This window comes from Streptomyces sp. NPDC038135 (assembly GCF_055601245.1).
Genome location: NZ_JBVJXS010000005.1, coordinates 531,254 through 556,607, shown reverse-complemented (window position 1 = coordinate 556,607; position 25,354 = coordinate 531,254). Strand labels below are relative to the sequence as shown.

Annotated in this window: 20 protein-coding genes; 15 read left to right on the top strand and 5 right to left on the bottom strand. The window is 71.5% G+C overall.

Going from position 1 to position 25,354, the window contains the following annotated elements:
* Positions 1-32: 32 nt before the first annotated feature.
* A complete protein-coding gene (locus ACZ7JA_RS17180; RefSeq protein WP_470808939.1) occupies positions 33-2,198 on the bottom strand; it encodes a RecQ family ATP-dependent DNA helicase in 2,166 nt (721 codons plus the stop codon).
* Positions 2,199-2,385: 187 nt separating this feature from the next.
* On the opposite strand from ACZ7JA_RS17180, the gene ACZ7JA_RS17175 reads away from it, so the two are divergent.
* From ACZ7JA_RS17175 to ACZ7JA_RS17150, 6 genes are all read left to right on the top strand, one after another.
* A complete protein-coding gene (locus ACZ7JA_RS17175; protein ID WP_470808937.1) occupies positions 2,386-3,954 on the top strand; it encodes a DUF4192 domain-containing protein in 1,569 nt (522 codons plus the stop codon).
* 216 nt (positions 3,955-4,170) lie between these two features.
* A complete protein-coding gene (locus tag ACZ7JA_RS17170; protein WP_389305843.1) occupies positions 4,171-4,929 on the top strand; it encodes an NUDIX hydrolase in 759 nt (252 codons plus the stop codon).
* Between the two features lie 152 nt (positions 4,930-5,081).
* Positions 5,082-7,451 (top strand): ABC transporter ATP-binding protein, encoded by a 2,370-nt coding sequence (locus tag ACZ7JA_RS17165; protein WP_470808935.1) that lies wholly within the window; start codon positions 5,082-5,084, stop codon positions 7,449-7,451.
* Positions 7,452-7,614: 163 nt separating this feature from the next.
* Complete coding sequence (locus ACZ7JA_RS17160) at positions 7,615-8,502, top strand: FadR/GntR family transcriptional regulator (RefSeq protein WP_351669584.1); 888 nt, start codon at positions 7,615-7,617, stop codon at positions 8,500-8,502.
* 431 nt (positions 8,503-8,933) lie between these two features.
* Positions 8,934-10,478: an RNA polymerase sigma factor gene (locus ACZ7JA_RS17155; protein ID WP_389305839.1), complete on the top strand. Its 1,545-nt coding sequence runs from the start codon at positions 8,934-8,936 to the stop codon at positions 10,476-10,478.
* 119 nt (positions 10,479-10,597) lie between these two features.
* Complete coding sequence (locus ACZ7JA_RS17150; protein ID WP_470808932.1) at positions 10,598-11,458, top strand: serine protease; 861 nt, start codon at positions 10,598-10,600, stop codon at positions 11,456-11,458.
* A 109-nt stretch (positions 11,459-11,567) separates the two neighbouring features.
* On the opposite strand, the gene ACZ7JA_RS17145 is transcribed toward ACZ7JA_RS17150, so the two are convergent.
* Positions 11,568-11,798: a DUF7455 domain-containing protein gene (locus ACZ7JA_RS17145; protein WP_073897693.1), complete on the bottom strand. Its 231-nt coding sequence runs from the start codon at positions 11,796-11,798 to the stop codon at positions 11,568-11,570.
* A gap of 440 nt (positions 11,799-12,238) precedes the next feature.
* On the opposite strand from ACZ7JA_RS17145, the gene ACZ7JA_RS17140 reads away from it, so the two are divergent.
* The 6 genes from ACZ7JA_RS17140 (at position 12,239) to ACZ7JA_RS17115 (ending at position 19,194) form a co-directional block, all read left to right on the top strand.
* Complete coding sequence (locus ACZ7JA_RS17140) at positions 12,239-14,362, top strand: DNA gyrase/topoisomerase IV subunit B (protein ID WP_351669578.1); 2,124 nt, start codon at positions 12,239-12,241, stop codon at positions 14,360-14,362.
* A 276-nt stretch (positions 14,363-14,638) separates the two neighbouring features.
* Complete coding sequence (locus ACZ7JA_RS17135) at positions 14,639-15,160, top strand: DUF1453 domain-containing protein (RefSeq protein ID WP_470809018.1); 522 nt, start codon at positions 14,639-14,641, stop codon at positions 15,158-15,160.
* Positions 15,157-16,308 carry a sensor histidine kinase gene (locus ACZ7JA_RS17130; RefSeq protein ID WP_389305832.1) on the top strand — a complete coding sequence of 384 codons (1,152 nt, stop codon included), beginning with the start codon at positions 15,157-15,159 and terminating at the stop codon, positions 16,306-16,308. Before ACZ7JA_RS17135 ends, ACZ7JA_RS17130 begins: the two co-directional genes overlap by 4 nt.
* The gene (locus ACZ7JA_RS17125; protein WP_389305830.1) at positions 16,305-16,982 is read left to right on the top strand and encodes a response regulator transcription factor; all 678 of its coding nucleotides are present in this window, start codon (positions 16,305-16,307) and stop codon (positions 16,980-16,982) included. The genes ACZ7JA_RS17130 and ACZ7JA_RS17125 overlap by 4 nt, the downstream gene beginning before the upstream one ends.
* Positions 16,983-17,149: 167 nt before the next feature.
* On the top strand, positions 17,150-17,605 hold the full coding sequence (locus ACZ7JA_RS17120) for a DUF485 domain-containing protein (protein ID WP_389447867.1): 456 nt from the start codon (positions 17,150-17,152) through the stop codon (positions 17,603-17,605).
* A complete protein-coding gene (locus tag ACZ7JA_RS17115; protein ID WP_351669570.1) occupies positions 17,602-19,194 on the top strand; it encodes a solute symporter family protein in 1,593 nt (530 codons plus the stop codon). The genes ACZ7JA_RS17120 and ACZ7JA_RS17115 overlap by 4 nt, the downstream gene beginning before the upstream one ends.
* 72 nt (positions 19,195-19,266) lie before the next feature.
* On the opposite strand, the gene ACZ7JA_RS17110 is transcribed toward ACZ7JA_RS17115, so the two are convergent.
* A complete protein-coding gene (locus tag ACZ7JA_RS17110; RefSeq protein ID WP_403683816.1) occupies positions 19,267-19,959 on the bottom strand; it encodes a response regulator in 693 nt (230 codons plus the stop codon).
* Positions 19,960-20,117: 158 nt separating this feature from the next.
* Here ACZ7JA_RS17110 and ACZ7JA_RS17105 point away from each other — a divergent pair, with 158 nt between their 5' ends.
* The 3 genes from ACZ7JA_RS17105 to ACZ7JA_RS17095 all read left to right on the top strand — a co-directional run bounded on the left by ACZ7JA_RS17105 (position 20,118) and on the right by ACZ7JA_RS17095 (position 22,940).
* Positions 20,118-20,933, top strand: a complete 816-nt coding sequence (locus tag ACZ7JA_RS17105) for an ABC transporter ATP-binding protein (RefSeq protein WP_470808927.1) — start codon at positions 20,118-20,120, stop codon at positions 20,931-20,933.
* Entirely contained in the window at positions 20,923-21,786 is an 864-nt protein-coding gene (locus tag ACZ7JA_RS17100) for an ABC transporter permease (RefSeq protein ID WP_351669564.1), read from the top strand. The genes ACZ7JA_RS17105 and ACZ7JA_RS17100 overlap by 11 nt, the downstream gene beginning before the upstream one ends.
* A gap of 98 nt (positions 21,787-21,884) precedes the next feature.
* The gene (locus ACZ7JA_RS17095; RefSeq protein WP_351669562.1) at positions 21,885-22,940 is read left to right on the top strand and encodes an ABC transporter substrate-binding protein; all 1,056 of its coding nucleotides are present in this window, start codon (positions 21,885-21,887) and stop codon (positions 22,938-22,940) included.
* An 18-nt stretch (positions 22,941-22,958) separates the two neighbouring features.
* On the opposite strand, the gene ACZ7JA_RS17090 is transcribed toward ACZ7JA_RS17095, so the two are convergent.
* A complete protein-coding gene (locus ACZ7JA_RS17090; RefSeq protein WP_389305818.1) occupies positions 22,959-23,639 on the bottom strand; it encodes a response regulator in 681 nt (226 codons plus the stop codon).
* Positions 23,636-25,330 (bottom strand): sensor histidine kinase, encoded by a 1,695-nt coding sequence (locus ACZ7JA_RS17085; protein ID WP_351669558.1) that lies wholly within the window; start codon positions 25,328-25,330, stop codon positions 23,636-23,638. The genes ACZ7JA_RS17090 and ACZ7JA_RS17085 overlap by 4 nt, the downstream gene beginning before the upstream one ends.
* Positions 25,331-25,354: the final 24 nt, after the last annotated feature.

The following is a 25,354-nucleotide window of genomic DNA, read 5'->3' as shown; positions in this document are numbered from 1 at the left end:
GGCCGCGCCGGCCCGGCTCGCGGGGCGTGCGGTCATCCCTGGACGGCCAGCACCAGGGGCAACACACCGTCGGCGCCGGCCTTTCTGAGCAGGCGTGCCGCGACGGCGAGGGTCCAGCCGGTCTCCGTGAAGTCGTCCACCAGCAGGACCGGACCGTGCGCCTCTGCGAGCGCGGAGGCGAGGGCCGGCGGCAGCGTCAGCGAGCCGTCGAGGGCCTTCAGCCGCTGGGCACTGTTGCTGCGAGGCACCCGGGGCGCCTCCCCGGCGTACTCCACGGAGCCGAGCAGCGGCAGCCGGCCGACCTCGGAGATGCGGGCGCCGAGGGAGCCGATCAGCGCGGGCCGGGAGCGGGAGGCGATGGTGACCACACCCACCGGCCGCGCCTGGACGCCGCCCGCCCCTGAAGCCCACCCTCCCGGACCCTTCGCCCAGTCGGCCAGTACGTCCACGACGGCCCGCGCCACATCGTCCGGCACCGGCCCGTCGGAGGCCTGAGGGGCCAGCAGGGGCCGCAGCCGGTTGCCCCAGCCGATGTCCGACAGCCGGCCCAGGGCCCGGCCGGACGCGGCCTGTTCGGCGGCCGCGATGCGGCCCTTGAGGTTGATGCCGATCGCCGGGAGCCCGGTCGGCCACATGCGACGGGGTTCCACCTCGACCCCGGCACGGCCGAGGTCGGAGCGTGCGGCGTCCAGTGCCGCTGCCGTGGTGTCGGCGGTGAAGCGCGGCCCCGCGCAGTTGTCGCAACGGCCGCAGGGCTTGGCGCCCTCGTCGTCCAGCTGCCGCTGCAGGAACTCCATCCGGCAGGTGGTGGTCGACGCGTACTCGCGCATCGCCTGCTGCTCGGCGCCTCGCTGCCGGGCCACCCAGTCGTACCGCTCGGTGTCGTAGGACCAGGGCTGCCCGGTCGCGGTCCAGCCGCCCTTGACCCGCCGCACCGCCCCGTCCACGTCGAGCACCTTCAGCATCGTCTCCAGCCGGGAACGGCGCAGTTCCACCAGGGGCTCCAGGGCCGGGAGGGACAGCGGTCCGTCGGCCCGGGCGAGGACGTCCAGGGTGCGGCGCACGAGGTCCTCGGAGGGGAAGGCGAGCGAGGCGAAGTACTGCCAGATCGCCTCGTCCTCCTTGCCCGGCAGCAGCAGCACCTCGGCGTGCTCGACACCACGGCCGGCGCGGCCGACCTGCTGGTAATAGGCGATGGGGGAGGACGGCGAACCGAGGTGCACCACGAATCCCAGGTCCGGCTTGTCGAAACCCATGCCGAGGGCCGACGTGGCGACCAGCGCCTTGACCCGGTTGGCGAGCAGGTCGTCCTCCGCCTGCTGCCGGTCGGCGTTCTCCGTCCGGCCCGTGTACGAGGCCACGGTGTGGCCGCGCTGCCGCAGGAACGCGGTGACCTCCTCGGCGGCGGCCACGGTGAGCGTGTAGATGATGCCGGAGCCCGGCAGGTCGTCGAGGTGGTCGGCGAGCCAGGCCATCCGGTGCGCCGCGTCCGAGAGCCGCAGCACGCCGAGGCTCAGGCTCTCCCGGTCCAGCGGACCCCGCAGCACCAGGGCGTTCGAGGTACCGCCGGTGCCGAGCTGCTCGGCGACGTCGGCGGTCACACGGGCGTTGGCCGTGGCGGTCGTGGCGAGCACGGGGACACCGGGCGGCAGGTCGCCCAGCATGGTGCGCAGCCGACGGTAGTCCGGGCGGAAGTCGTGGCCCCAGTCGGAGATGCAGTGGGCCTCGTCCACGACGAGCAGTCCGGTCGCCGCGGACAGCTTGGGCAGGACCTGGTCGCGGAAGTCCGGGTTGTTCAGCCGCTCCGGGCTGACCAGCAGCACGTCGACCTCGCCGCGCTCGATCTCCGCTTGGACGGAGTCCCACTCCTCGGTGTTGGCGGAGTTGATGGTCCGGGCGTGGATGCCGGCGCGGGCCGCGGCCTCCACCTGGTTGCGCATGAGCGCGAGCAGCGGGGAGACGATCACCGTGGGCCCGCTGCCTCTGGCCCGCAGCAGCGACGTGGCCACGAAGTACACCGCGGACTTCCCCCAGCCGGTGCGCTGCACGACCAGGGCCCGGCGCCGGTCGGCGACCAGCGCCTCGATCGCCCGCCACTGGTCCTCGCGCAGCCGCGCCGTCGCCGTCGTGTCCCCGACGAGCCGGGCGAGGACGGCGTCGGCCTGTGCCCGGAGGTCCGCGTTGCTCGTGTGCTCCATGCGTCCCATACAACAGGACGGGACCGACAATCGGGCGGGACGGCGGCGGTCGGCCGCCGTCCACGGCACTCTGACTGTGGAAAAGCGCCCACGCCTACGATCACCCGCCCGGGTGTCTTGTCGTGTCCCTGATTCGAGTTGTCCACAGGCTCAAGCGGGATTTCGGCATTCGCGAGATCGTCGGCGCATGACGAATCACGGCGAAACGACCGGACCCTTCGAAAACGGCGACCTCGCGGGGCACGAACCACTGAGCGGGCCACTGGGTGACCGGTCCGCGCACGACCCCCAGGTCACGCTGCGCACACCCGGCGAGCTGGCCGACGCCATGCCGTACCTGCTCGGTTACCGCCCCGAGGACAGCATGGTGCTGGTCGCCCTGCACGACCGGGAGGGCCGCGGCAGGTTCGGCGGCCGCGCCCGGCTCGGCATCCCGGCGAGCCGGGAGGACTGGCCCGAGGCTGCCCGGCAGCTGGCCCGGGGCCTGGTGGCCGGCAGTGAACGGCGCGGCACACGGCCCGAGCAGATGGTCGCCTACGTCTGTCAGGAACCGGACCCGGGCGAGTCAGGCCGGGACGTCATGAAGCGGCTCGAACCGCTGGCCCAGCTCCTGCGCACCGAGTGCGGCGGCCTCGACGTGCCGGTGATCGAGGCGCTGTGCGTCTCGGACGGCCGGTTCTGGTCCTACTGCTGCCCGGTCAAGGGGTGCTGCCCTGACGACGGAACGCCGATGGGCCTGCCCGGCACCTCGGTACTGGCCGCCGCGGCCACCTACGCGGGGATCCAGGTGCGCGGCACGCTCCGCGAGCTGCGGGCCAGGCTGCTCCCCTGGGAGGCGGGTGCCGCCCTGGAGCAGGAGGTCGCCCTGGATGCGGCGGGCATGTCCCTGGTGCCCCGCATTCTGGACGAAGCGGAACGTGTGCGCGTGGCCGAGGAGACCCTCGCGCTGGCCGACCTCGTCATCCGCCGGTTCGCTTCGGCCACGCCGGTGGCCGGCGCCCACCAGGCGGACCTCCGGGACGACGGTCTGCTCGCGCACGACGAGGCGGCGACGCTGATTCTCGGACTGCAGGACCGCACGACCCGCGACCGTGCGGCCGCGTGGATGGAGGGCGAGGAGGCGGCTCCCGCTCTGAGGCTCTGGCGCGCACTGGCCCGCCGTTGCGTGGGTTCGTACGGCGAGCACGCCGCCGCCCCGCTGACACTGGCGGGATGGGTGGCCTGGTCGTCCGGAGACGAGCTGGAGGCCCGGGAGGCTCTTGCCATGGCCCTCGGCGCCGACCCCGACTACCTCTTCGCCCGGTTGCTGCACCAGGCCTGCAACGAAGGGCTCGATCCCGAGTCGATTCGCCGCTGTCTGCGCGCGGAGCGTGAGCGGCCAGACGGTACGGAGACCGCGCAGCCGGCCGCCCCGGCGACCGCGGCCTCGTCCGGTGACCCTTCGCCCGCCGTGGTCGAAGCATCCGGAGTCACCGCACAGCCCGGTGACCGAGGTGCGGAGCGGGCCCAGACCGCTGGTAACCCACGCCGCCGGCGCCGTACCCGCTCCGCGGGTTCCGTCGACGGCGCCGCACGCTCGGTGCGTGGGGACGAAGGACGGCGGCGCCCGTCCGGCTCCCACCCCCAGCCGTCCGGCGCCGGGGCTTCCCGCCCGGGCAAGGGCAAGCCGGGTGCCGCCCGGATGCGGGCGGGTGACGGCTTGTCCCGCGACAGTGTGGCGGCGAGCGGACACCAGGAGAGCGAGGGTGAGGGATGAGAGCCCCATGCTGAGGCGTGCGGGGGCGGGAGCACCCCGGGCGCGGGTGGGAGCCGCCCGCTGCCCTGTGGCCGGCAGGGCCCTGACCTCGCGCGACATCGGCCACACATGGATGGGGGAGCCCGTCCCGCGTGCATACCGGAACGAAGCGGATCGGGTGCTGAGGGGACTGACGAAGGGAGTGTTTATCGTCAGGAAGACGACTATGATCGCGGCATGCCCTACGACCCGTCAGCCTTTCCGCCCTTCGCCGTCACCGTGGACCTGGTCGTGCTGACCGTGCGCCGCCATTCGCTGTGTGCGCTGGCGGTACGCAGGGGTGAGTCGCCGTTCCAGGGTCGGTGGGCGCTGCCCGGTGGTTTCGTGCGGGCCGACGAGGACCTCTCCCAGGCGGCGGCGCGGGAGCTGGCCGAGGAGACCGGGCTGCGCGCCCACGACCCCGCGGCTCCGGCCCAGGACAACGGCGCCCATCTCGAACAGCTCGCCACCTACGGTGACCCGAAGCGGGACCCCCGGATGCGGGTGGTGAGCGTCGCCCACCTCGCGCTCGCTCCCGACCTGCCCGCGCCCCGTGCCGGCGGCGACGCGAGCAACGCGCGCTGGGCGCCGGTCGAGGAACTGCTCCAGCAGGGTGGATACGGCCGCGACGGCGAACCCGTGGCGCCGCTCGCCTTCGATCACGCCCAGATTCTCGCCGACGGGGTCGAGCGGGCGCGCTCCAAGATCGAGTACTCCTCGCTGGCCACCGCCTTCTGCACGCCCGAGTTCACCGTGGGGGAGCTGCGGCGGGTCTACGAAGCCGTGTGGGGGGTCGCCCTCGATCCGCGCAACTTCCACCGCAAGGTCACCGGGACGCCGGGATTCCTCGTGCCCACCGGCGGTACCACGACCCGCCAGGGCGGCCGGCCGGCCCAGCTCTTCCGGGCCGGCGGCGCCACCCTGCTCAACCCGCCTATGCTCCGTCCCGAGGTCTGACGGAGGCGGCACCCGGACCCGTTCCGGCCGGCGTCGGCCGGGGCGTGCCAGGAGCCCATTCCGCCTATTGGCGGACGCGTGTCCCGCCCGACTTGCGCACCACCGAAGAGCAGATAGGGGGATACCAGGAAAACCGGACATGGCGCGCTATCTTGCTGCAGGTGATCCAGGCCTTCGGATTGACCAGCAACCCCCGCAAGGCGCACCCGCCCGCAGTCGACGACGTCTCCTTCGAGGCGCGCGCCGGCCATGTCACCGCGCTCCACGGCGCCGGAGGAGCGGGGAAGACGACGACGCTCAGGCTGATGCTCGAACTGCAGCAGGGCCGGGGCATGACCTACTTCCGTGGGCGGCCCCTGCACCGCATCGCTCACCCGTCACGGGAAGTCGGCGTGCTCCTGGGGGACGTGCCCGGTCACCCTGCCCGCTCGGTCCGCGGCCACCTGCGCATGCTGTGCGCGGCGGCCGGCGTCCCCGTCCGCCGCGCGGACGAGGTGCTCGAGGTCGTCGGTCTCGTCAGCCTCCGCGAGGAACGCCTCGGAACCCTGTCGCGCGGCATGGACCGCAGACTCGGACTGGCCTGCGCTCTGCTGGCCGACCCGCACACACTCGTGCTGGACGAACCCACCGCATGCCTGTCCGCCCGCGAGGCGCGCTGGCTGCACGGCATGCTGCGCGCACACGCGGACCAGGGCGGCACGGTGCTGTTCACGACGGCCGATCCCAAGGAGGCCGCTCGGACGGCCGACCGGGTCGTGACCCTCGACGGCGGCAGAGTCTCCGCCGATCAGGAAGGCGGGGAGTTCGCCCGCACCCGGCTGCGTCCGCGCGTGGCCGTCCGCAGCCCGTACGCCGCCCGCCTCGCCGTCCTGCTCGCCAAGGAGGCCCGTACCGCACAGCGCTCCGTCGAGGTCGTGCGGGAGACGGGCAACCGGCTGTCGGTATACGGCAGCACGACTGCCGACGTCGGTGAGATCGCCTTCCGGCACGGCATCCTCGTGCATCAACTCGCCGACGAAGTAGGCGACATGGGGGCGAGCGCGGGGTCCGAGGCCAGCGAGATCACAGGTTGGGAGCCGCTGTCCGCCGAGCGGGACCGGGTCGTTCCGGACCACTCCGCGCAGGGGCGGACACAGGCCGAGTCCGGATCGTCGCCGCGGGATCGGAGCGCCGCTTCCGCGTCAGCCGTGACCGCTCCTCCCGCGGGGGAACGCGAGGAGCGCGAGGGGCACCAGCGGTCGGTGTCTCGTGTCCCCGTGCCGGACGACACGCTGGAGCAGAACGCCGACGGTCCGCGCCCGGCGCTCGCAGGGAGGCACGACCCCCGGTCCGGGAGCGCGGACGTCGCCGAGGGCGGGCGGACGGAGGGCTCGTCGAAGCCCGACGCCGCGTCCGTGGCCGGTCGCACAGCCACCGGGGCCGCTTCCAGCGCCGAGGCGCCCGAGGGCGGTGCCGACGCGGCGGTCTCCGGCGTCTCCATGACCGCCGCGCATACTCGCCCCGACGCACCCTCCCCGAAGACCGAGTCCTCGGAGACCGCCACCGGCGCATGGGACAGAGCCGATGTGGCGACCATGATCGTCGCCGACTCGTCCACGGCCGGCACCACCGTGCCCGGCGCGCGCACGCCAGGGGCCGGGCATCCGGGTGGCGGGCAGCGCCGGACCGAACCGGCGTCGCGTTCGCTCGCCGACGCGGCCCGTACCCTCGACGCGCTGTCCCCGCTCCCGCCTCCCATCTCCGTCCGCACCGCTCGCAGCCCCCTCCGTCCACTGCGCTACGAACTGCGGCGCGCCACGGGAATCGGCACGGGCTTCCTCACCTGCGGGGCCGCACTGCTGGTGTCCGCGCTCACCGCCGTCCTCCTCGCCCGGATCGGGCACACCCCGCAGGCGCGACTGTTCGCCGCATGGCCGCGGGAGCTGCCGCTCCCGCCCGCGGCGCTCGCTGCGGGGCTGCTCGGCGCCCTGGCCTTCGGGGACGAGTTCCGCCACCCCGCGCTGGCGGCGGACCGAGGCACCGTGCCCCGCAGACTCGGGCTGCTCACCGCCAAGCTCCTCGTCTCCGGAGCCACCGCCGTGATGCTGGCGTTCCTCACGGTGGGCTGCGACGCCGAGGTTCTCTACCTCGTCTACGGGCGGGAGCTGACCCAGGTTCCCTCGGACTGGCTCTCGCTGAGCGCGAGTTGGTTCGGTCTCGTGGCCGGCTGTGCCTGGGCCGGGGTGCTGGCGGCCGGAATCTTCCGGTCCACCACGGCGGGTCTGGCCGCAGTCCTCGCCGTACCCGTCGTCCTCGTCCCTGTCCTGCGGTGGCTGCTGGGAGGGCCGGCGGTGCGGACGGCGGCCGGCCTCCCCTTGCGGATGCGGGAGATGCTCCTGCTGCAGTGGCCCTTCGGCGGCGAGCGCTACCTGCTGGCGACGATCCGGATCATCGCCCAACCGGTCGGCGGTGCAATGACGTTGTCGCTGGCCGCGCTGTTGTGCGGGTACCTGGTCACTACCGTGCGAACCAGGGCCCGATGACCACCGCCGCGAACGCATCCTGTCCCGCCGTGCCAACAACTCCCCGAATACGGCCCGTTTCTTTCCGATAAGGCGTCAATTGCGACGTCGTGAGCGATCACCCTTTCGTGTGCTTTTCACCAAAGACCTCAAGGGAGTTGAAGACGACGCCGACAAAGGATGCGTGAGTACCCTTGCGCACACCATGATGACCGCCGCCCGCTCCTCAGACTCCGGTCTGGTCGGACCGGGCGAACTCGACCGCTACCCCTACACCGACGCCGCGGTGAACGACCGGGTCGGAGCGCCCGCCTGGGAGGGGGCGGATCCCGAGCTGGGCCGCGTGGGCCGGCGCGCCGCGGGCAGCCGCGGACGCGGGCTGCACGGCCAACTCGTTCAGCAGCTCGGTCAGATGATCGTATCGGGTGACCTGGGTGCCGACCGCCCGCTCGTGCCCGAGGAGATCGGCCAGCGCTTCGAGGTCTCCCGTACCGTCGTCCGCGAGTCCCTCCGCGTCCTGGAGGCCAAGGGCCTCGTCAGCGCCCGTCCGAACGTCGGTACGCGCGTGCGTCCCGTCAGCGACTGGAACCTCCTGGACCCGGACATCATCGAGTGGCGGGCCTTCGGGCCGCAGCGCGACGACCAGCGCCGCGAGCTGAACGAGCTGCGCTGGACGATCGAACCGCTCGCCGCCCGCCTCGCCGCCGGGCACGGGCGCGAGGACGTGCAGCAGCGCCTGTCCGACGTGGTCGAGATCATGAGCCACGCCATGGCGCAGGGCGACGCGCTGACGTTCTCGCGCGCCGACACCGAGTTCCACGCGCTGCTCATCCAGATCGCCGGCAACCGCATGCTGGAGCACCTCTCCGGGATCGTCTCGTCCGCCCTTCAGGTCTCCGGCGGCCCGGTCACCGGCTGTGACAGGCCGAACGAGGCCTCCCTCGCGCTGCACGCGCGGATCGTCGACGCGCTGGGCACCGGCGACGGCACGGCGGCGGAGACGGCCATGCGTCAGCTCCTCACCGTCCACCCCGAGGTGGAGCGCGTGGTTCCCGCCCCGCGCGAGCACTGACCCGTTCACCGTCGGTGCGGTCGTCGGTGTGCCGTGGTGCAGTGGCCGGCGTGACGGCCGGTCTCGGGGACCGGCCGTCGCCGGCCCCCGCCGGAACCCCTGGAGTCCGGCGGGGCCCGGCGTCCCCGCGGCCGGGCGGTGATCGGCCCCGATAGGCGGCGGCTGCGCAGGTGATCCTGTATGTCGGCCATCGATAGCTTTTGACCGCTTACGGGGTGTGACTCGGGCCACGCAGATTGGGCGTAACGCTCGTGGGAGCAGCGCGATGACCTAAGAGGTGACAGCCGCGGAGGGAATACGGACGCCTGGCAAGGCGCTGTGCATCTTCCCGGCCCCCGCCCGCTCCGTCGGCCCACCCCCGGCCGGTGGTCGGCCCCTGTCCGCTGTGGACGGGGCCGGAAGCCGTTTTCCAACGTTCCGAGAGGTTGTTCGTGTCGGCCAGCACATCCCGTACGCTCCCGCCGGAGATCGCCGAGTCCGTCTCTGTCATGGCGCTCATCGAGCGGGGAAAGGCTGAGGGGCAGATCGCCGGCGACGATGTGCGTCGGGCCTTCGAAGCCGACCAGATTCCGGCCACTCAGTGGAAGAACGTACTGCGCAGCCTCAACCAGATCCTTGAGGAAGAGGGTGTGACGCTGATGGTCAGTGCAGCAGAGCCCAAGCGCACCCGAAAGAGCGTCGCTGCGAAGAGCCCGGCCAAGCGCACCACCACCACCAAGACGGTCGCGGCGAAGACGGTGACCACCAGGAAGGCCACCGCCACCACGGCGGCGCCGGTCGCGCCCGCCGTCCCGGCCGCCGACGAGCCCGCCGAGGAAGCAGCACCCGCCAAGAAGGCCGCAGCCAAGAAGACGACCGCCAAGAAGGCGGTTGCGAAGAAGACCGTCGCCAAGAAGACGGCGGCCAAGAAGACCGCGGGCAAGAAGGACGACGCCGAACTGATCGAGGACGAGGTCCTCGAGGAGGCCAAGCCTGCCGACGAGCCCGAGGGCACGGAGAGCGCCGGCTTCGTCCTGTCCGACGAGGACGAGGACGACGCTCCGGCCCAGCAGGTCGCCGCCGCCGGCGCCACCGCCGACCCGGTCAAGGACTACCTCAAGCAGATCGGCAAGGTCCCGCTGCTCAACGCCGAGCAGGAGGTCGAGCTCGCCAAGCGCATCGAGGCCGGTCTGTTCGCCGAGGACAAGCTGGCCAACGCCGACAAGCTCGCTCCCAAGCTCAAGCGCGAGCTGGAGATCATCGCCGAGGACGGCCGCCGCGCCAAGAACCACCTGCTGGAGGCCAACCTCCGACTGGTGGTCTCCCTGGCCAAGCGCTACACCGGCCGCGGCATGCTGTTCCTGGACCTCATCCAGGAGGGCAACCTCGGTCTGATCCGCGCGGTCGAGAAGTTCGACTACACCAAGGGCTACAAGTTCTCCACGTACGCCACCTGGTGGATCCGTCAGGCGATCACCCGCGCCATGGCCGACCAGGCCCGCACCATCCGTATCCCGGTGCACATGGTCGAGGTCATCAACAAGCTCGCGCGCGTGCAGCGCCAGATGCTCCAGGACCTGGGCCGCGAGCCCACCCCGGAGGAGCTGGCCAAGGAACTCGACATGACCCCTGAGAAGGTCATCGAGGTCCAGAAGTACGGCCGCGAGCCCATCTCGCTGCACACCCCGCTGGGCGAGGACGGCGACAGCGAGTTCGGTGACCTCATCGAGGACTCCGAGGCCGTGGTCCCCGCCGACGCGGTCAGCTTCACGCTGCTGCAGGAGCAGCTGCACTCCGTTCTGGACACCCTGTCCGAGCGTGAGGCCGGCGTCGTCTCCATGCGCTTCGGTCTCACCGACGGCCAGCCGAAGACCCTCGACGAGATCGGCAAGGTCTACGGCGTAACGCGTGAGCGCATCCGCCAGATCGAGTCCAAGACCATGTCGAAGCTGCGCCACCCGTCGCGTTCGCAGGTGCTGCGCGACTACCTCGACTAGGTCGCGGTCGTACGACGCCGAAGGCCCGGCTCCCCACGGGGGCCGGGCCTTCGTGCTGCGCGCGAAGCCGGCCTGGATGACTCTGGGTGTTCCAGTACGACCCAGAGTGAGGAAGCCGCATGCGCCGTTCGATTGCCCGGGTCCTGATCGGGCCCTTGGCCCTTGCGACCGTGATGACCGCGATACCCCTGACCGCCTCGGCCTTCGCGGCCCCCGGCGATGTGGTCGTCGGCGGGTTCCCGATAGACGTCGCACAGGCTCCGTGGACCGTGGCGCTGTCGAGCCGTGACCGGTTCGGGGGTACGCGGGCGGGGCAGTTCTGCGGGGGCGTGGCCGTCTCGCGGACCACCGTGCTCACCGCGGCCCACTGCATGGCCGACGAGGTCCTGGGGGCGCCCCCGAACCGGGTGCGCGACCTGCGGGTCATAGCGAACCGCACGGACCTGCTGTCCTCCAAGGGCAAGGAGATCGCCGTACGGGACGTCCGGGTGAACCCGCGCTACGACGCCGACGGCAACTCGGGCGACTTCGCGGTGCTCACCCTCGCCAAGGCACTGCCGCGCGGCGCCGTGGTGGCGATGGCGCCCGAAGGGGATCCCGCGTACAAGACCGGCACGAAGGCGCTGGTCTCCGGCTGGGGCGACACCACAGGCGGAGGGGGGTATCCGCGCCACCTGCACGCGGCGCGTGTGCGGGTGCTGGCGGACGACGTCTGCGCCCGCGCCTATCCGGGCGGCCCTGACGGGACCTACCGGGCGGACACGATGCTCTGCGCGGGAGAGCCCGCCGGCGGCCCCGACGCCTGCCAGGGCGACAGCGGGGGCCCGCTCGTGGCGTCGGGCCGGCTGATCGGCCTCGTGTCCTGGGGGAGCGGTTGCGGGCAGCCCGGAGACCCCGGTGTCTACACCCGGGTGTCCGACGTCCTCCGCAGCCTGGGAGGGCCCGTCGCGGGGCCCCAGCGGGCACAGAAGGGCTCCTGAGGGCCGCACGGAGGGCACGGAGGTATGACGACGGGCGGCCGCTCCTGGGAAAGGGGCGGCCGCCCGTTCACCGGCCTGTGCCGGGGCTGGCTCGTCGTGGATGCGAGATTCAGCGCTCTTCTTCGGCAGCGTTGCTGGGAGCAGACGTCAGCCGCTCCGTCTCGTCCTGTATCTCAGCGGCGATCTTCTTGAGTTCCGGCTCGAACTTGCGACCGTGGTGGGCGCAGAAGAGCAGTTCTCCGCCGCTGAGCAGGACCACGCGCAGGTATGCCTGGGCGCCGCAGCGGTCGCAGCGATCGGCGGCCGTCAGTGGGCTCGCGGGGGTCAGAACAGTAGTCACGTCGCCTCTTCTCTAGCTCGACGAGCTGTCGTACCAGGGTCAACATCCAACCAGCCCGAAAACGTTCCCGCTCGTGGCTTTTCCTCGAAAAAATCTTCCGGGGCGGCTGTCTGCTGCCGGTTGGCGGCGAATGTGCCGTAGTGCGTGTCTTAGGTGCTTACGGGTTCGCGCGGTATCCGGTCTCTGTCCTCCCGGCTGGGTTGCCGGTTGTTCATGAGGACGTGCCCGGAGCCTAAATGGTTCATGCCTCCAATGGAACGTGATGTGGACTTCACCCCATCGAGGGATCGAACACTCATGCGATCGTGGACTAGGCTGAGTTTTTCGACGAGGGTGGCGTTACAACGGCTCTACCAGGCCTCGGTACCCTCTGAGCGGCAACCGAAGCCGCCCCCTTACCCACAAGGGGGTCACCTGAAATTCAGCGAGGAGCGAACCGCGTGACCGCCGATACGTCCGTGCCGTCCACAGCGCTGCTGGCAGGAGCAGACCGGGACGGTTCCAACTACACCGCGCGGCACCTGCTCGTCCTCGAGGGCCTCGAGGCCGTGCGGAAGCGCCCGGGCATGTACATCGGCTCGACCGACAGTCGCGGTCTGATGCACTGCCTGTGGGAGATCATCGACAACGCCGTGGACGAGGCCCTGGGTGGTTACTGCGACCACATCGAGGTGATCCTCCACGACGACGCCTCCGTCGAGGTGCGGGACAACGGCCGCGGCATCCCCGTGGACGTGGAGCCCAAGACCGGCCTGTCCGGGGTCGAGGTCGTGATGACCAAGCTCCACGCCGGCGGCAAGTTCGGCGGTGGCAGCTACGCGGCTTCCGGCGGTCTGCACGGCGTCGGCGCCTCCGTGGTCAACGCCCTCTCGGCCCGCCTCGACGTCGAGGTGGACCGCGGTGGCCAGACGCACGCCATCAGCTTCCGGCGCGGCGTTCCGGGGGCCTTCCGCGGCAACGGCGCCGAGGCCAAGTTCGAGGCCGGGAGCGGCCTGGCCAAGACCAAGAAGATCCCCAAGGCGCGTACCGGCACGCGCGTGCGGTACTGGGCCGACCGGCAGATCTTCCTGAAGGACGCCAAGCTCTCCCTCGAGACGCTGCACCAGCGCGCCCGGCAGACCGCCTTCCTGGTGCCGGGCCTGACCATCGTCGTCCGGGACGAGTTCGGACTCGGCGAGGGTGGCAGCAAGGGTGAGGAGTCCTTCCGCTTCGACGGCGGCATCAGCGAGTTCTGCGAGTACCTGGCCAGCGACAAGGCGGTCTGCGACGTCCTCCGCTTCTCGGGGCAGGGCACCTTCAAGGAGACCGTCCCGGTCCTGGACGAGCACGGCCAGATGACCCCGACCGAGGTCGCGCGTGAGCTCGGCGTCGACATCGCGCTGCGCTGGGGAACCGGCTACGACGCGAAGCTGCGGTCGTTCGTGAACATCATCGCCACCCCCAAGGGCGGCACCCACGTGGCCGGCTTCGAGCAGGCCATCACCCAGACGATGAACGAGGTGCTGCGCGCCAAGAAGATGCTCCGCGTCGCCGAGGACAACATCGTCAAGGACGACGCCCTCGAGGGTCTCACCGCCGTCGTCACGGTGCGCCTGGCCGAGCCGCAGTTCGAGGGCCAGACCAAGGAGGTCCTCGGCACCTCGGCGGCCCGCCGCATCGTGAACAACGTGGTCACCAAGGAACTGAAGGCGTTCCTGACCTCCACCAAGCGGGACGCGGCTGCCCAGGCCCGGGTCGTGATGGAGAAGGTCGTCGCCGCCGCCCGCACCCGGGTCGCGGCCCGCCAGCACAAGGACGCCCAGCGGCGCAAGACAGCGCTGGAGTCCTCGTCCCTCCCGGCCAAGCTCGCAGACTGCCGCAGCGACGACGTCGACCGCAGCGAGCTGTTCATCGTCGAGGGCGACTCGGCCCTCGGCACGGCGAAGCTCGCCCGGAACTCCGAGTTCCAGGCCCTGCTGCCCATTCGCGGCAAGATCCTCAACGTGCAGCGGTCGTCGGTGACCGACATGCTCAAGAACGCCGAGTGCGGCGCGATCATCCAGGTCATAGGGGCCGGCTCGGGGCGCACCTTCGACATCGACGCGGCCCGCTACGGCAAGATCATCATGATGACCGACGCCGACGTGGACGGTTCCCACATCCGCTGTCTGCTGCTGACGCTGTTCCAGCGCTACATGCGGCCCATGGTCGAGTCCGGGCGGGTCTTCGCCGCGGTGCCGCCGCTGCACCGCATCGAGCTGATCCAGCCGAAGAAGGGCCAGGACAAGTACGTCTACACGTACTCGGACCGCGAGCTGCGCGACAAGCTCATGGAATTCCAGAGCAAGGGCGTCCGGTACAAGGACTCCATCCAGCGCTACAAGGGTCTGGGCGAGATGGACGCCGACCAGCTGGCCGAGACCACGATGGACCCGCGGCACCGCACCCTGCGCCGGATCAACCTGTCCGACCTGGAGGCCGCCGAGCAGGTCTTCGACCTGCTCATGGGCAATGACGTGGCGCCGCGCAAGGAGTTCATCTCAGGGTCGGCGGCGACCCTGGACCGGTCGCGGATCGACGCGTAGCCGCGCTGTCCCGCGTCGGTCGGCCGGTCCGCTCCAGGCGAGCGGACCGGCCGACCGTCATGTGGGCTCCCGTGCGTGAGGACCGGTCCGGGGCGAGGACCCCGCATCGAGAGGCCCGCCATGCCGTCCCTCCACCCGTGGGTGGAGGGAGTCCGGTCTCGTGATTCCACCCGAGATCCACCTCCGCTCCGATCTTCCGGCCGGTGGGTTTCCGTAGCTTCGATGGTGTCGGCGGCGCCCGCTCCCGACAGCACCTTCTCGCTCGCGGAGGCAGTGATGCCGGGGTTCGTCAATGCGCTGGTGATCGTGGCCGTCGCCGTCGTGGTCATCGTGCGGCAGTCCCGTGCCCGTGCGATCGGCACGGGCCGGCGCTGGTGGCTGCTGCCCGTGATCCTCGCGGTGGTGGCGCTGCGGGAACCCGGCATACTCGACGGCCACCACCCCACAGCCTCGGCCGTCCTCCTCGCCGTCGAACTGCTCATCGGCGTGGTCACGGGCGCCGGCTGGGCCTGGACCACGCGGATCTGGACGGCGCCGGACGGCGTCGTGTGGACCCGGAGCACCAAGGCGAGTGCCGTCGTCTGGATCGTCGGCATAGCCCTGCGAGCCGGTGTCTTCGCCCTCGGCGCCGCATCGGGTGTGCACCAGGACAGTTCCGCGCTGCTGCTGGGCCTCGCCGGCACGCTGCTGGTGCGCGCCGGGATCCTGGCCTGGCGGGCGCAGTCCCTCGGCGCCTCGCGTCAGCCGGCCCCCGCGTACGGTGACGACATGCGGCTCGCGTGGAAGGAGCGCGCGTGACGGAGAACGCTCTGACCCGCTGGCCGACCCGGGAGGCGCTCGGCCGGGCGAACACCAGCCGGCCCCGGCGGATGCTCGCCCGGGTGGTCAGGTTCCTGGTCCTCGCCCTGCTGCTGTGGGGCGCCTTCAACCAGAGACACGTCGGCATCTGGGGCGCGCTCGCGGCCGCGGCGGGAGTGCTGCTGGCCGGCCTCGTCTCCTGGGCGTTCTTCCACACCACCTATGAGCACCGGCTGGTGCCGTCGCTCCTCCTCATGGCGATGCTGCTCGGCATCGCGGTCGCGGCCGAGGCCACCGGGTTCAGAGGGCCGGCCCTGGTGATCTGGTGCGGTTGCGGAGTCTCCGCCCTGGAGCGGCTGCCCCTGGGGGCCGCGCTGCCCGTGACGTCCGTGGCACTGGCCTCGTTCTCCGCCTTCAACAACGACGTGTGGCTCACCACGGCCGCCACCGTGGCGGGCATGGCCCTCGCGGGATACGTGCTGCGGCTCGACGCGGAGGCCCGGGGCGGGGCACAGCGGCTGCTCGCCCAGGAGCGCGCCGCCCGCGCCGCCGAGGCGGAATCGGCGGCGCTGGCCGAACGGTCGAGGATCGCCCGGGAGATCCACGACGTGCTCGCGCACAGCCTCTCGGCGCAACTGGTGCACCTGGAGGCCGCCCGGCTGCTGATCGAGCGCGGCGCGGACCGGGACCAGATCCTGGAGCGGGTGGTGGCCGCCCGGGGGATGGCCCGCGACGGACTGGCCGAGACCCGGCAGGCGCTGAGCGCGCTGCGTGGCGAGCTGACCCCGCTGGAGGACTTCCTGAGCGGACTCGTCAGTGCGGCCGACGGCGCCGATGTCACCGTCACGGGTGAGCGCAGACCTCTGCCGGCCGAGGCGTCGCAGGCAGTGCGGCGGGTCGCGCAGGAAGCGCTGACGAACGTCCGCAAGCACGCCCAGGGCGCCAAGGTGCAACTCAGGCTCGACTACGGAGAGCACGAAGTGACCTTGGGGGTGAGGGACTCGGGCGGCCGTCCGGGCGAACTCACGGTCTCCGGCGGCGGGTACGGTCTGCGGGGGATGCGGGAGCGCGCCGAGCTGCTGGGCGGTTCGCTCGACGCGGGGCCGGACGAGGAAGGGTTCATGGTGACGCTGAAGGTGCCGGTATGACGGAGGGGGCGGGGGAGAGGAAGCCCGCGCGGGTCGTGGTCGCCGACGACCAGACGGTGGTCCGGGAAGGCATCGTGATGCTGCTGGGGCTGCTGCCCGGTCTGGAAGTGGTGGGATCCGCCGGAGACGGCGAGGAGGCGGTGCGGCTGGTCGCCGAACTCGCGCCGGACGTGGTGCTGATGGATCTGCGGATGCCGCGCTGCGACGGAGTGGAGGCCACGCGCCGTATCCGCTCGGAGTACCCGGGGACCCAGGTGGTGGTGCTCACCACCTTCGGGGACGACGAGTCGCTGTTCCCCGCGCTGCACGCGGGAGCCCGCGGCTATCTCACCAAGGACGCGGGCGGCGACGAGATCGTGCGGGCCGTGGAGAGCGTGCTGTCGGGAGAGGCGGGACTCGCGCCCAGCGTCCAGCGGCGCCTGCTGGAGAGACTGGCGGAGCCCCCGCCGGCACCCGCCGTCACCGAGGCGCCCGACGGTCTGACCGCGCGGGAGGCCGAGGTCCTGGTGCTGATCGCCGAGGGGCTGAGCAACCAGGAGATCGCCCGTCGGCTGTGTGTCTCCACGGCGACCGTGAAGACACACATCAACAATCTGTTCGCCAAGACGGGCCTCAAGGACCGGGCGCAGGCGGTGCGTTACGCCTACGCCAAGGGGCTGGTGCGGCCTCCGTGAATTGGGTCACCTGATGGGGTGAAGCGTCCTGGGAAGAGAAGTCACAGATGTTCCCGGTCTGTCCATCCTTGGGTATGCAGTCAAGCGACGGTCGTGCCCGGGAAGCCGGGGACGCTGCCGGGAGTTCGGCCGGCCATCACGATGACCACGGCCCGGCCTCCCGCGAGGTGAGTTACGAGGACCCCTGGTACGACGCCCTGGCCTCCGGCTGGGGCGAAGCGGGCGGCGCCGGCACGCCGGCCCGGACCGTACCGGCCGCGCGCGGGGAGGGGGACGTCGCGGCGGTCCGTGCCCGCGATGTGTACCTCGAGGTGCAGCGCAGCGAGGCCTTCCAGGAGGTGCGCGGCCGGTACCGGAGGTTCGTGGTGCCGGGTGTCGCCGTCTTCCTCGCCTGGTACGTGGGGTACGTGGTCGCCGCGACGACGGCTCCCGGGCTCATGGCCAGGCCGGTGGTGGGAGCCGTGAACGTGGGGATGCTGGCCGGGCTCGGCCAGTTCCTCAGCACCTTCCTGCTCACCTGGGGCTACGCCCGGCACGCTCGGCTGCGCAGGGACCGGCTCGCGCTGGAACTGCGCTGGGACACACAAGAACTGACCCGTGGAGCCCGGGGAGGCGCCTCGTGACCGGTGAGCACCAGACACTGGCACTGCTGCTGTTCATCGGCTTCGTGGCCGTCACCCTGGCCATCACGACCTGGGTGAGCCGCAGACGGCACGGCTCCGCCGAGGAGTTCTACGCCGGCGGGCGGTTGTTCTCCCCGATGGAGAACGGTTTCGCGGTCTCGGGCGACTACGTGTCGGCCGCCTCCTTCCTCGGGGTCACCGGGCTCATCGCGCTGTACGGATACGACGGGCTGCTGTACGGGGTGGGCTTCCTCGTGGCGTGGCTGGTCGTGCTGTTCCTGGTTGCGGAACTGGTGCGCAACTGCGGGAGGTTCACACTCGCCGACGTGGTGGCAGCGCGGATGAGCGAGCGGCCGGTGCGGATCGCGGCGGGGACCGCCTCGGTCACGGTGTCCGTCCTGTACCTGGTGGCCCAGATGGTCGGCGCCGGCAGCCTGGTGGCGCTGCTGCTGGGGCGCACGAGCGGCACGGCGCAGGCGTGGACGGTCATCGGGGTCGGCGCTCTCATGGTGACCTATGTGTCGCTGGGCGGGATGCGGGCCACCACCTGGATCCAGATCGTGAAGGCGGTCCTGCTGCTCTGCGGGACGGTCGTGCTGACCGTGCTGGTGCTGGTGCGCTTCCACGGCGACCTGGACCGGCTGCTGGTCACGGCGGCCGAACGCAGCGGCCACGGCGACGCGTTCCTGGCGCCGGGGCTGAAGTACGGCGGGAGCTGGACCGCCCGCCTCGACTTCATCAGCCTGGGCCTCGCCCTGGTGCTGGGCACGGCGGGGCTGCCGCACATCCTCTCCCGCTTCTACACCGTGCCCACCGCGCGGGCCGCCCGGCGCTCCGCGGTCTGGTCCATCGGCCTGATCGGCGGCTTCTACCTGATGGCGATCGTGCTCGGCTTCGGGGCCGCCGCCGTGGTGGGCCCGGAGGCCCTGCGCCGCTCCAACGCGGCCGGGAACACGGCGATGCCCCTGCTCGCCCTCGATCTCGGCGGAGGCGTCGGCTCCACGGGCGGGACGGTGCTGTTCGCGGTGGTCGCCGCCGTCGCCTTCGCGACGATCCTCGCGGTGGTCGCCGGGATCACCCTCGCGTCCTCGTCCTCCGTGGCCCACGATCTGTACGCGTCGTTGCGGCGTCCGCAGTCCAAGGTGCGCGGCGAGGTCGCGGTGGCCCGCGTCGCGGCCGTGGGCATCGGCATCGTCGCGATCGGGCTCGGCCTGCTGGCCCGCGATCTGAACGTCGCCTTCCTCGTCGGTCTGGCCTTCGCCGTGGCCGCGTCGGCGAACCTGCCGGCGCTCGTGTACTCGCTGTTCTGGCGTGCCTTCACCACTCGCGGCGCGGTGTGGGCCGTATACGGCGGACTGGTCCCCGCTCTCGTGCTGGTGCTGCTGTCCCCGGTGGTGTCCGGCAGTCCGGGTTCGCTGTTCCCGGACATCGACCTGCAGTACTTCCCGCTGCAGAATCCGGGCATCGTCTCCATCCCGCTGGGCTTCCTGGCCGGCTGGCTGGGCACGGTCACCTCGGACGAGGTCGCCGACGAGGGTAAGTTCGCCGAGACCGAGGTGCGGTCGTTGACCGGCGCGGGCGCCGTGTAGCGACGCGAGGACAGGGCACGGGCGCACCGTGCGGGGGCGCGGTGCGGCGTGGTGACCGGTGGGCGCCGGTGCTCAGGGCGCCACCCACGCGTACTTGTGCTCGGGGCGGCCGGTGTCGCCGTACTTCAGGGAGAGGCTGAGGCGGCCGGCCTGTTCCAGGTGGCGGAGGTAGCGCTGGGCCGTGGAGCGGCTCAGGCCGGTGCGCGCCGCCACCTCGTGCGCGGACAGCGGCTGGCCGGCACCGTGCAGCACGTCGCAGATGAGGTCCGTGGTGGGCTCCGAGTGGCCGCTGGGCAGGCCCGGCGCGGACGGTGCGGGGGAGGTGCGCAGCGCGCCGAAGATCCGGTCGACCTGCTCCTGGCCCGTGAGCCCCCGGCCGCCGACCCGGTCGACGGTGCGGCGCAGGGCCGCGTAGGAGTCCAGGCGAGTGCGCAGGGCGGCGAAGGTGAAGGGCTTGACCAGGTAGTGCAGGGCGCCCAGACGCATGGCCTGCTGGACGGTCGTGACATCGCCGGCCGCCGTGATCATGATGACGTCGGTGCCGTGTCCCTGCTCCCGCATGCGGTGCACGAGTTCGAGACCCGTCTGGTCGGGCAGGTAGTGGTCGAGCAGTACCAGGTCGACGGCGGCGCGTTCGAGGGCGGCCAGAGCCTGCGCGGCGCTGTGCGCGCGGGCGGCCACCCGGAAACCGGGAACCTTCGCCACGTACTTGGCGTTTATCTCTGCGACGCGGAAGTCGTCGTCCACGACCAGGACGTCAATCATCGGGCCTTCCCTCCAAGGCCGGCGAGCGTTAAGCCCGTGTTTCGGCTCCGCAGTTGTAACGCGAGCAAAATGAGCACAACAGGTGCTTGCGAGCAAAAGAACGGCATGTGCTCACAAGACTGCTGCTGTGGCCGGGGCCACATCTACCGTCCCGGGCCATGAGCGCAGACACCAGCCCCGCCATCGAGCTACGGGGCGCGAGCAAAACCTTCAGGACCCCGTCGGGGGGTCTGCACACGGCCGTGCGCGGCCTGGACCTCACCGTGCGGCGCGGCGAGTTCGTGGCCGTCGTCGGCCCGACCGGCTGCGGGAAGTCCACCACGCTGACGCTGGTCAGCGGCCTGGAGGAGCCCACCGAGGGCGAGGTGCTGGTGGCCGGGGAGCCGGTCGACGGCGTCGGTGACAAGGTCGGCTTCGTCTTCCAGCAGGACGCCACCTTCCCCTGGCGGACCGTGCTGTCCAACGTGATGGCGGGTCCCCGCTTCCGGGGCGTGCCCAAGGCGGAGGCGAAGGAGAAGGCCCGCGCGTGGCTGGCCCGGGTCGGTCTCGCGGCGTTCGAGGACCGCTATCCGCACCAGCTCTCCGGCGGCCAGCGCAAGCGCGTCGCCCTCGCCGCCACCTTCGTCAACGACCCCGAGATCCTGCTGATGGACGAGCCGTTCTCGGCGCTCGACGTGCAGACCCGCGCGCTGATGTCGGACGAGCTGCTGGAGCTGTGGGAGGGCACGGGCGCCTCGGTCGTCTTCGTCACCCACGACCTCGAGGAGTCCATCGCGCTGGCCGACAAGGTCGTCGTCATGACCGCCGGGCCCGCGACCGTGAAGCAGGTCTTCGACATCGATCTGCCGAGGCCGCGCAAGGTCGAGTCGGTACGGCTGGAGCCGCGGTTCATCGAGATCTACCGCGAGATCTGGGAGTCCCTCGGCGAAGAGGTCCGCGTCACCCGGGAAAGGGGTGCCGCGCATGTCGCCTGAGGTTCTCAGCACGCCGGTCGTCGACACGGTGAAGGTTCCGGGCCGCGCGGAGTCACGGGCCCAGGCGGCCCGCAGACGCAAGGTGGTCGTCACCGCCGCGCGGGTGCTCCTGCTGGTGGTCGTGCTCGGTCTGTGGGAGGCGCTGTCCCGCGCCGAGGTCATCGATCCGTTCAACTTCTCGATGCCTTCGAAGATCTGGGACCAGATCAGCACCTGGGTCCTGCACGGGACCGCGCAGGGCTCCCTGGGCGAGCAGATCTGGTACACGCTGCACGAGGCGCTGCTCGGCTGGGGCATCGGCGTCGTCGCCGGTGTCGTGTTCGGTATCGCCCTGGGGCGGATCGCCTTCCTCGCCGATGTCCTCGGCCCTTACATCAAGGTCCTCAACTCCCTTCCCCGGATCGTCCTGGCTCCGATCTTCGTGATCTGGTTCGGCCTGGGTCCCGCGTCCAAGGTCGCGTCGGCCGTGGTGCTGGTGTTCTTCCCGGTGTTCTTCAACGCCTTCCAGGGCGCTCGCGAGGTCGACCGCAACCTGGTCGCCAACGCCAGGATCCTCGGCGCCAGCGACCGCAAGGTGACGCTTCAGGTGGTCGTCCCGTCGGCCACCTCCTGGATCTTCACCAGCCTCCACGTCAGCTTCGGCTTCGCCCTCATCGGCGCCATCGTCGGCGAGTACATCGGCGCCACGAAGGGCATCGGCCTGCTCGTCGCCGCGTCCCAGGGCACCTTCAACGCCGCCGGCGTCTACGCCGCGATGGTGATCCTCGCGGTCGTGGCGCTCGTCGCCGAGGGCCTGCTGACCTTCGCCGAACGCCGCATCTTCCGGTGGAAGCCGGCGAACTCCGACCACTGAGTCCCGGCCGCCCGGCGCCGTCGGGCAGCCGGGGCGCTCCGAGCCGCCCCCCTTCACCGCACCGCACGCACCGCACACTCACAAGGACGTGAACCTCCATGCGCAAGACCGCCAGATACGCCTCGCTCGCCGTCTCCGGCCTGCTCGCCCTCTCCTCGCTCACCGCCTGCGCCAACGACGCGGCGAGCAGCACCTCGTCCGGCGGCGGCAAGGGTGACGGCAAGGGCACGAAGGTCAAGATCATGGTCGGTGGCCTGGACAAGGTCATCTACATGCCGGCCATGCTCACCCAGCGCCTCGGCTACTTCGACTCCGAGGGCCTCGACGTGGAGCTGCTGAGCGAGCCCGCCGGCGTCCAGGCCGAGACCGCGCTCGTCTCCGGCCAGGTCCAGGGCGCCGTCGGCTTCTACGACCACACCCTCGACCTGCAGACGAAGGGCAAGGCCGTGGAGTCCGTCGTGCAGTTCTCGCACGCCCCCGGCGAGGTGGAGGTCGTCGCGAGCAAGAAGGCGGGGGACATCGGCTCGCCGAAGGACTTCAAGGGCAGGAAGCTGGGCGTCACCGGCCTCGGCTCCTCGACCGACTTCCTCACCAAGTACCTCGCGGTCAAGAACGGCGTGGACGTCAGCGAGTTCACCCCGGTCGCCGTGGGCGCCGGCCCGACGTTCATCGCGGCGCTGCAGCAGGGCTCGATCGACGCCGGCATGACGACGGACCCGACCGTCGCCACCATCCTGGACAAGAAGGCCGGGAAGATCCTCCTCGACATGCGCACCCCCGAGGGCTCCCAGGAGGCGCTGGGCGGGCCGTACCCGTCGTCCAGTCTGTACATGCAGACGGACTGGGTGAACGGGCACAAGGAGACCGTCCAGAAGCTGGCCAACGCCTTCGTCAAGACGCTCAAGTGGATGGCCGGCCACAGCGCCTCGGAGATCGCCGCCAAGATGCCGGCCGACTACTCGCAGGGCGACAAGGCGCTCTACGCGGAGGCGATCAAGAGCACGCTGCCGATGTTCACCAAGGACGGCGTGATGCCGGCGAACGGCCCCGAGACCGTGGAGAAGGTCCTCAAGGCGTTCAACCCCAACATCAAGAACGCCAAGGTGGACCTGAAGAAGACGTACACCACCGAGTTCGTCGAGGCCGCCAAGTAGCGTCCGAGACATGCCCGCTCAGGCGCGGGTCGCCCACACGTAACGGTGTTCCGGGCGGCCCGCGTCGCCGTATCTCAGGGTCAGCCGGGCCCGTCCGGTCCGCTCCAGGAGCTTGAGATAGCGCTGGGCGGTCTGCCGGCTCACACCGGTGAGCTCGGCGATCTCCTGCGCCGACAGGGCGCCTTCGGCCTGCATCAGGGCCCGGCGCACCAGGTCGGCGGTGGTGGGGGAGTGCCCCTTGGGCAGCCCGGGCTCCGACGGCGCGGACAGGGCGCCGAAGATGCGGTCCACCTCGGCCTGTTCCGCCTCGCCGCCGCCGTCCAGCGTCCGGCGCAGCACGGCGTACGCCTCCAGCTTGGCCCGCAGTCCGGCGAACGCGAAGGGCTTCACCAGGTACTGCAGCGCGCCGTGCCGCATGGCCGCCTGGACGGTCGAGACGTCACGCGCGGCCGTCACCATGATGACGTCGGTCTGATGGCCGCGCCGGCGCATCTCCTGGACCACCGCGAGCCCGGTGTCGTCGGGCAGGTAGTGGTCCATGAGGACCAGGTCGAGCCGGGGCAGCGCGTCGAGCAGGCGCAGCGCCTCGGCCGCGTTGTGCGCCTCGCCGGCCACGTGGAAACCGGGCACCTTCTCCACGTAGGCGGCGTTGACCCGGGCGACGCGGGCGTCGTCGTCCACGACCAGGACCTCGATCACCGTGCCTCCTCCCCGCCGGGGGCCGGCACCGGGGACGCGTCGGGTGCGGCGAGCGCGGGTTCCTGGTCCGGCGCGCCCAGCGCGTCGGTGAGCGCCTCCGGCAGTACGACGGTGAACTCCGCGCCGCCGCCGTCCGCCGTGCCCACCGTCGCGCCGCCGCCCTGCCGTTCGGCGAGCCGGCGCACCAGCGGAAGTCCCAGGCCCCGCTTGCCGTGTGCGGGTGGCTTCTTGGTGGACCAGCCGTCCGTGAAGACGAGTTCCCGCTGGTCCGCCGGGATGCCGGGCCCGGTGTCGCGCACCCGCAGCACGACCGTACGGCCCTCGGTGCGCAACTCGACCTCCACGCGCGCGTGGAGGGTGCCCGCGACCGCGTCCAGCGCGTTGTCCACCAGGTTGCCGACGACCGTCACGAGTCCTCGCGGGTCGACGAGCCGGTCGGGGAGCCGGGTGCGCTCCGACACCCACAGGGCGACCCCGCGTTCGGCGGCGACGGTCGCCTTGCCCACCAGCAGGGCGGCCAGCAGCGGGTCCTGGATCTTCTCCGTGACCTGCTCGGCGGTGACCCGGTGGTCGCCGACGACCTCGCCGACGAACTCCACGGCGTCGTCGTACATCTCGAGTTCCAGCAGACCGAGCAGGGTGTGCATGCGGTTGGCGTGCTCGTGGTCCTGCGCGCGCAGCGCGTCGATCAGACCACGGGTGGAGTCGAGTTCACGGCCGAGCTGCTCCAGCTCGGTGCGGTCGCGCAGGGTGGCCACGGCGCCCCCGTCGTCGGTGGGCATGCGGTTGGCGACCAGGACCCGCTGCCCGCGCACGGTCAGCAGGTCGGTGCCGGTCACCCGGCCGGCCAGGACGTCAGCGGTGCGGCCCTCGCCCAGCGCCTCGTCCGGCGACTTGCCGACGGCCTCGTCGCCGAGGCCCAGCAGCCGCCGGGCCTCGTCGTTCAGCAGCCGGACACGGCCGGCGCGGTCGAGCGCGACCACGCCCTCCCGGATGCCGTGCAGCATCGCCTCGCGCTCGGCGAGCAGCGCGGAGATGTCGGAGAAGGCCAGGTCCCTGGTCTGCCGCTGCACCCGGCGGGAGATCAGCCAGGCGGCCAGCGCGCCCACCGCGAGGGCCCCGCCCGCGTACGCGAACAGCCCCGGTATCGCGGCGAGCAGCCGGGCGCGCACGCTGTCGTACGCGATGCCGACCGACACGGCCCCGATGATCCGGTGACGGGCGTCGTACAGCGGCACCTTCCCGCGTGCGGAGCGGCCCAGGGTGCCCTTGTCGATCTCCATGACGTCCCTGCCGCCCAGCGCGTCACTGGGATCGGTGGAGACGGGCCGGCCGATCTCCCCGGGGGTGGGGTGCGACCAGCGCACCCAGTGGAGGTCCAGCACCACGATGTACTCGGCGTTCGTGGCGTGCCGGATCCGCTCGGCCTCCCGCTGCACCGGGCCGTTCCTGCTCGGCGGCGTGGTCAGCACGCCCTCGGCGATCTCCGGGTCCTGCGCCGTGGTCTGCGCGATGGCCAGCGCCCGGCGCATGGCCTCCTGGTCCAGCTGTTTGCTCAGCGGCGCCAGGAACAGCCCCGTCGCGAGCACCGCGACTCCCGCGGCGATCGCCACCTGCATCAGCAGCACCTGCGAGAACACCCGCCGGGGCAGACCGAGGCGCAGACGGCGTGCGGGGGGAGTGGGGCTCATACCGATGACGGTACGTGGGAGCCC

Bases quoted from the DNA above. Each gene is read 5' to 3' on its own strand.
- ACZ7JA_RS17180 (WP_470808939.1), bottom strand. From the start codon at position 2,198: ATGGAGCACACGAGCAACGCGGACCTCCGGGCACAGGCCGACGCCGTC.
- ACZ7JA_RS17175 (WP_470808937.1), top strand. From the start codon at position 2,386: ATGACGAATCACGGCGAAACGACCGGACCCTTCGAAAACGGCGACCTC.
- ACZ7JA_RS17170 (WP_389305843.1), top strand. From the start codon at position 4,171: ATGCCCTACGACCCGTCAGCCTTTCCGCCCTTCGCCGTCACCGTGGAC.
- ACZ7JA_RS17150 (WP_470808932.1), top strand. From the start codon at position 10,598: ATGCGCCGTTCGATTGCCCGGGTCCTGATCGGGCCCTTGGCCCTTGCG.
- ACZ7JA_RS17135 (WP_470809018.1), top strand. From the start codon at position 14,639: ATGCCGGGGTTCGTCAATGCGCTGGTGATCGTGGCCGTCGCCGTCGTG.
- ACZ7JA_RS17125 (WP_389305830.1), top strand. From the start codon at position 16,305: ATGACGGAGGGGGCGGGGGAGAGGAAGCCCGCGCGGGTCGTGGTCGCC.
- ACZ7JA_RS17110 (WP_403683816.1), bottom strand. From the start codon at position 19,959: ATGATTGACGTCCTGGTCGTGGACGACGACTTCCGCGTCGCAGAGATA.
- ACZ7JA_RS17105 (WP_470808927.1), top strand. From the start codon at position 20,118: ATGAGCGCAGACACCAGCCCCGCCATCGAGCTACGGGGCGCGAGCAAA.
- ACZ7JA_RS17100 (WP_351669564.1), top strand. From the start codon at position 20,923: ATGTCGCCTGAGGTTCTCAGCACGCCGGTCGTCGACACGGTGAAGGTT.
- ACZ7JA_RS17095 (WP_351669562.1), top strand. From the start codon at position 21,885: ATGCGCAAGACCGCCAGATACGCCTCGCTCGCCGTCTCCGGCCTGCTC.
- ACZ7JA_RS17085 (WP_351669558.1), bottom strand. From the start codon at position 25,330: ATGAGCCCCACTCCCCCCGCACGCCGTCTGCGCCTCGGTCTGCCCCGG.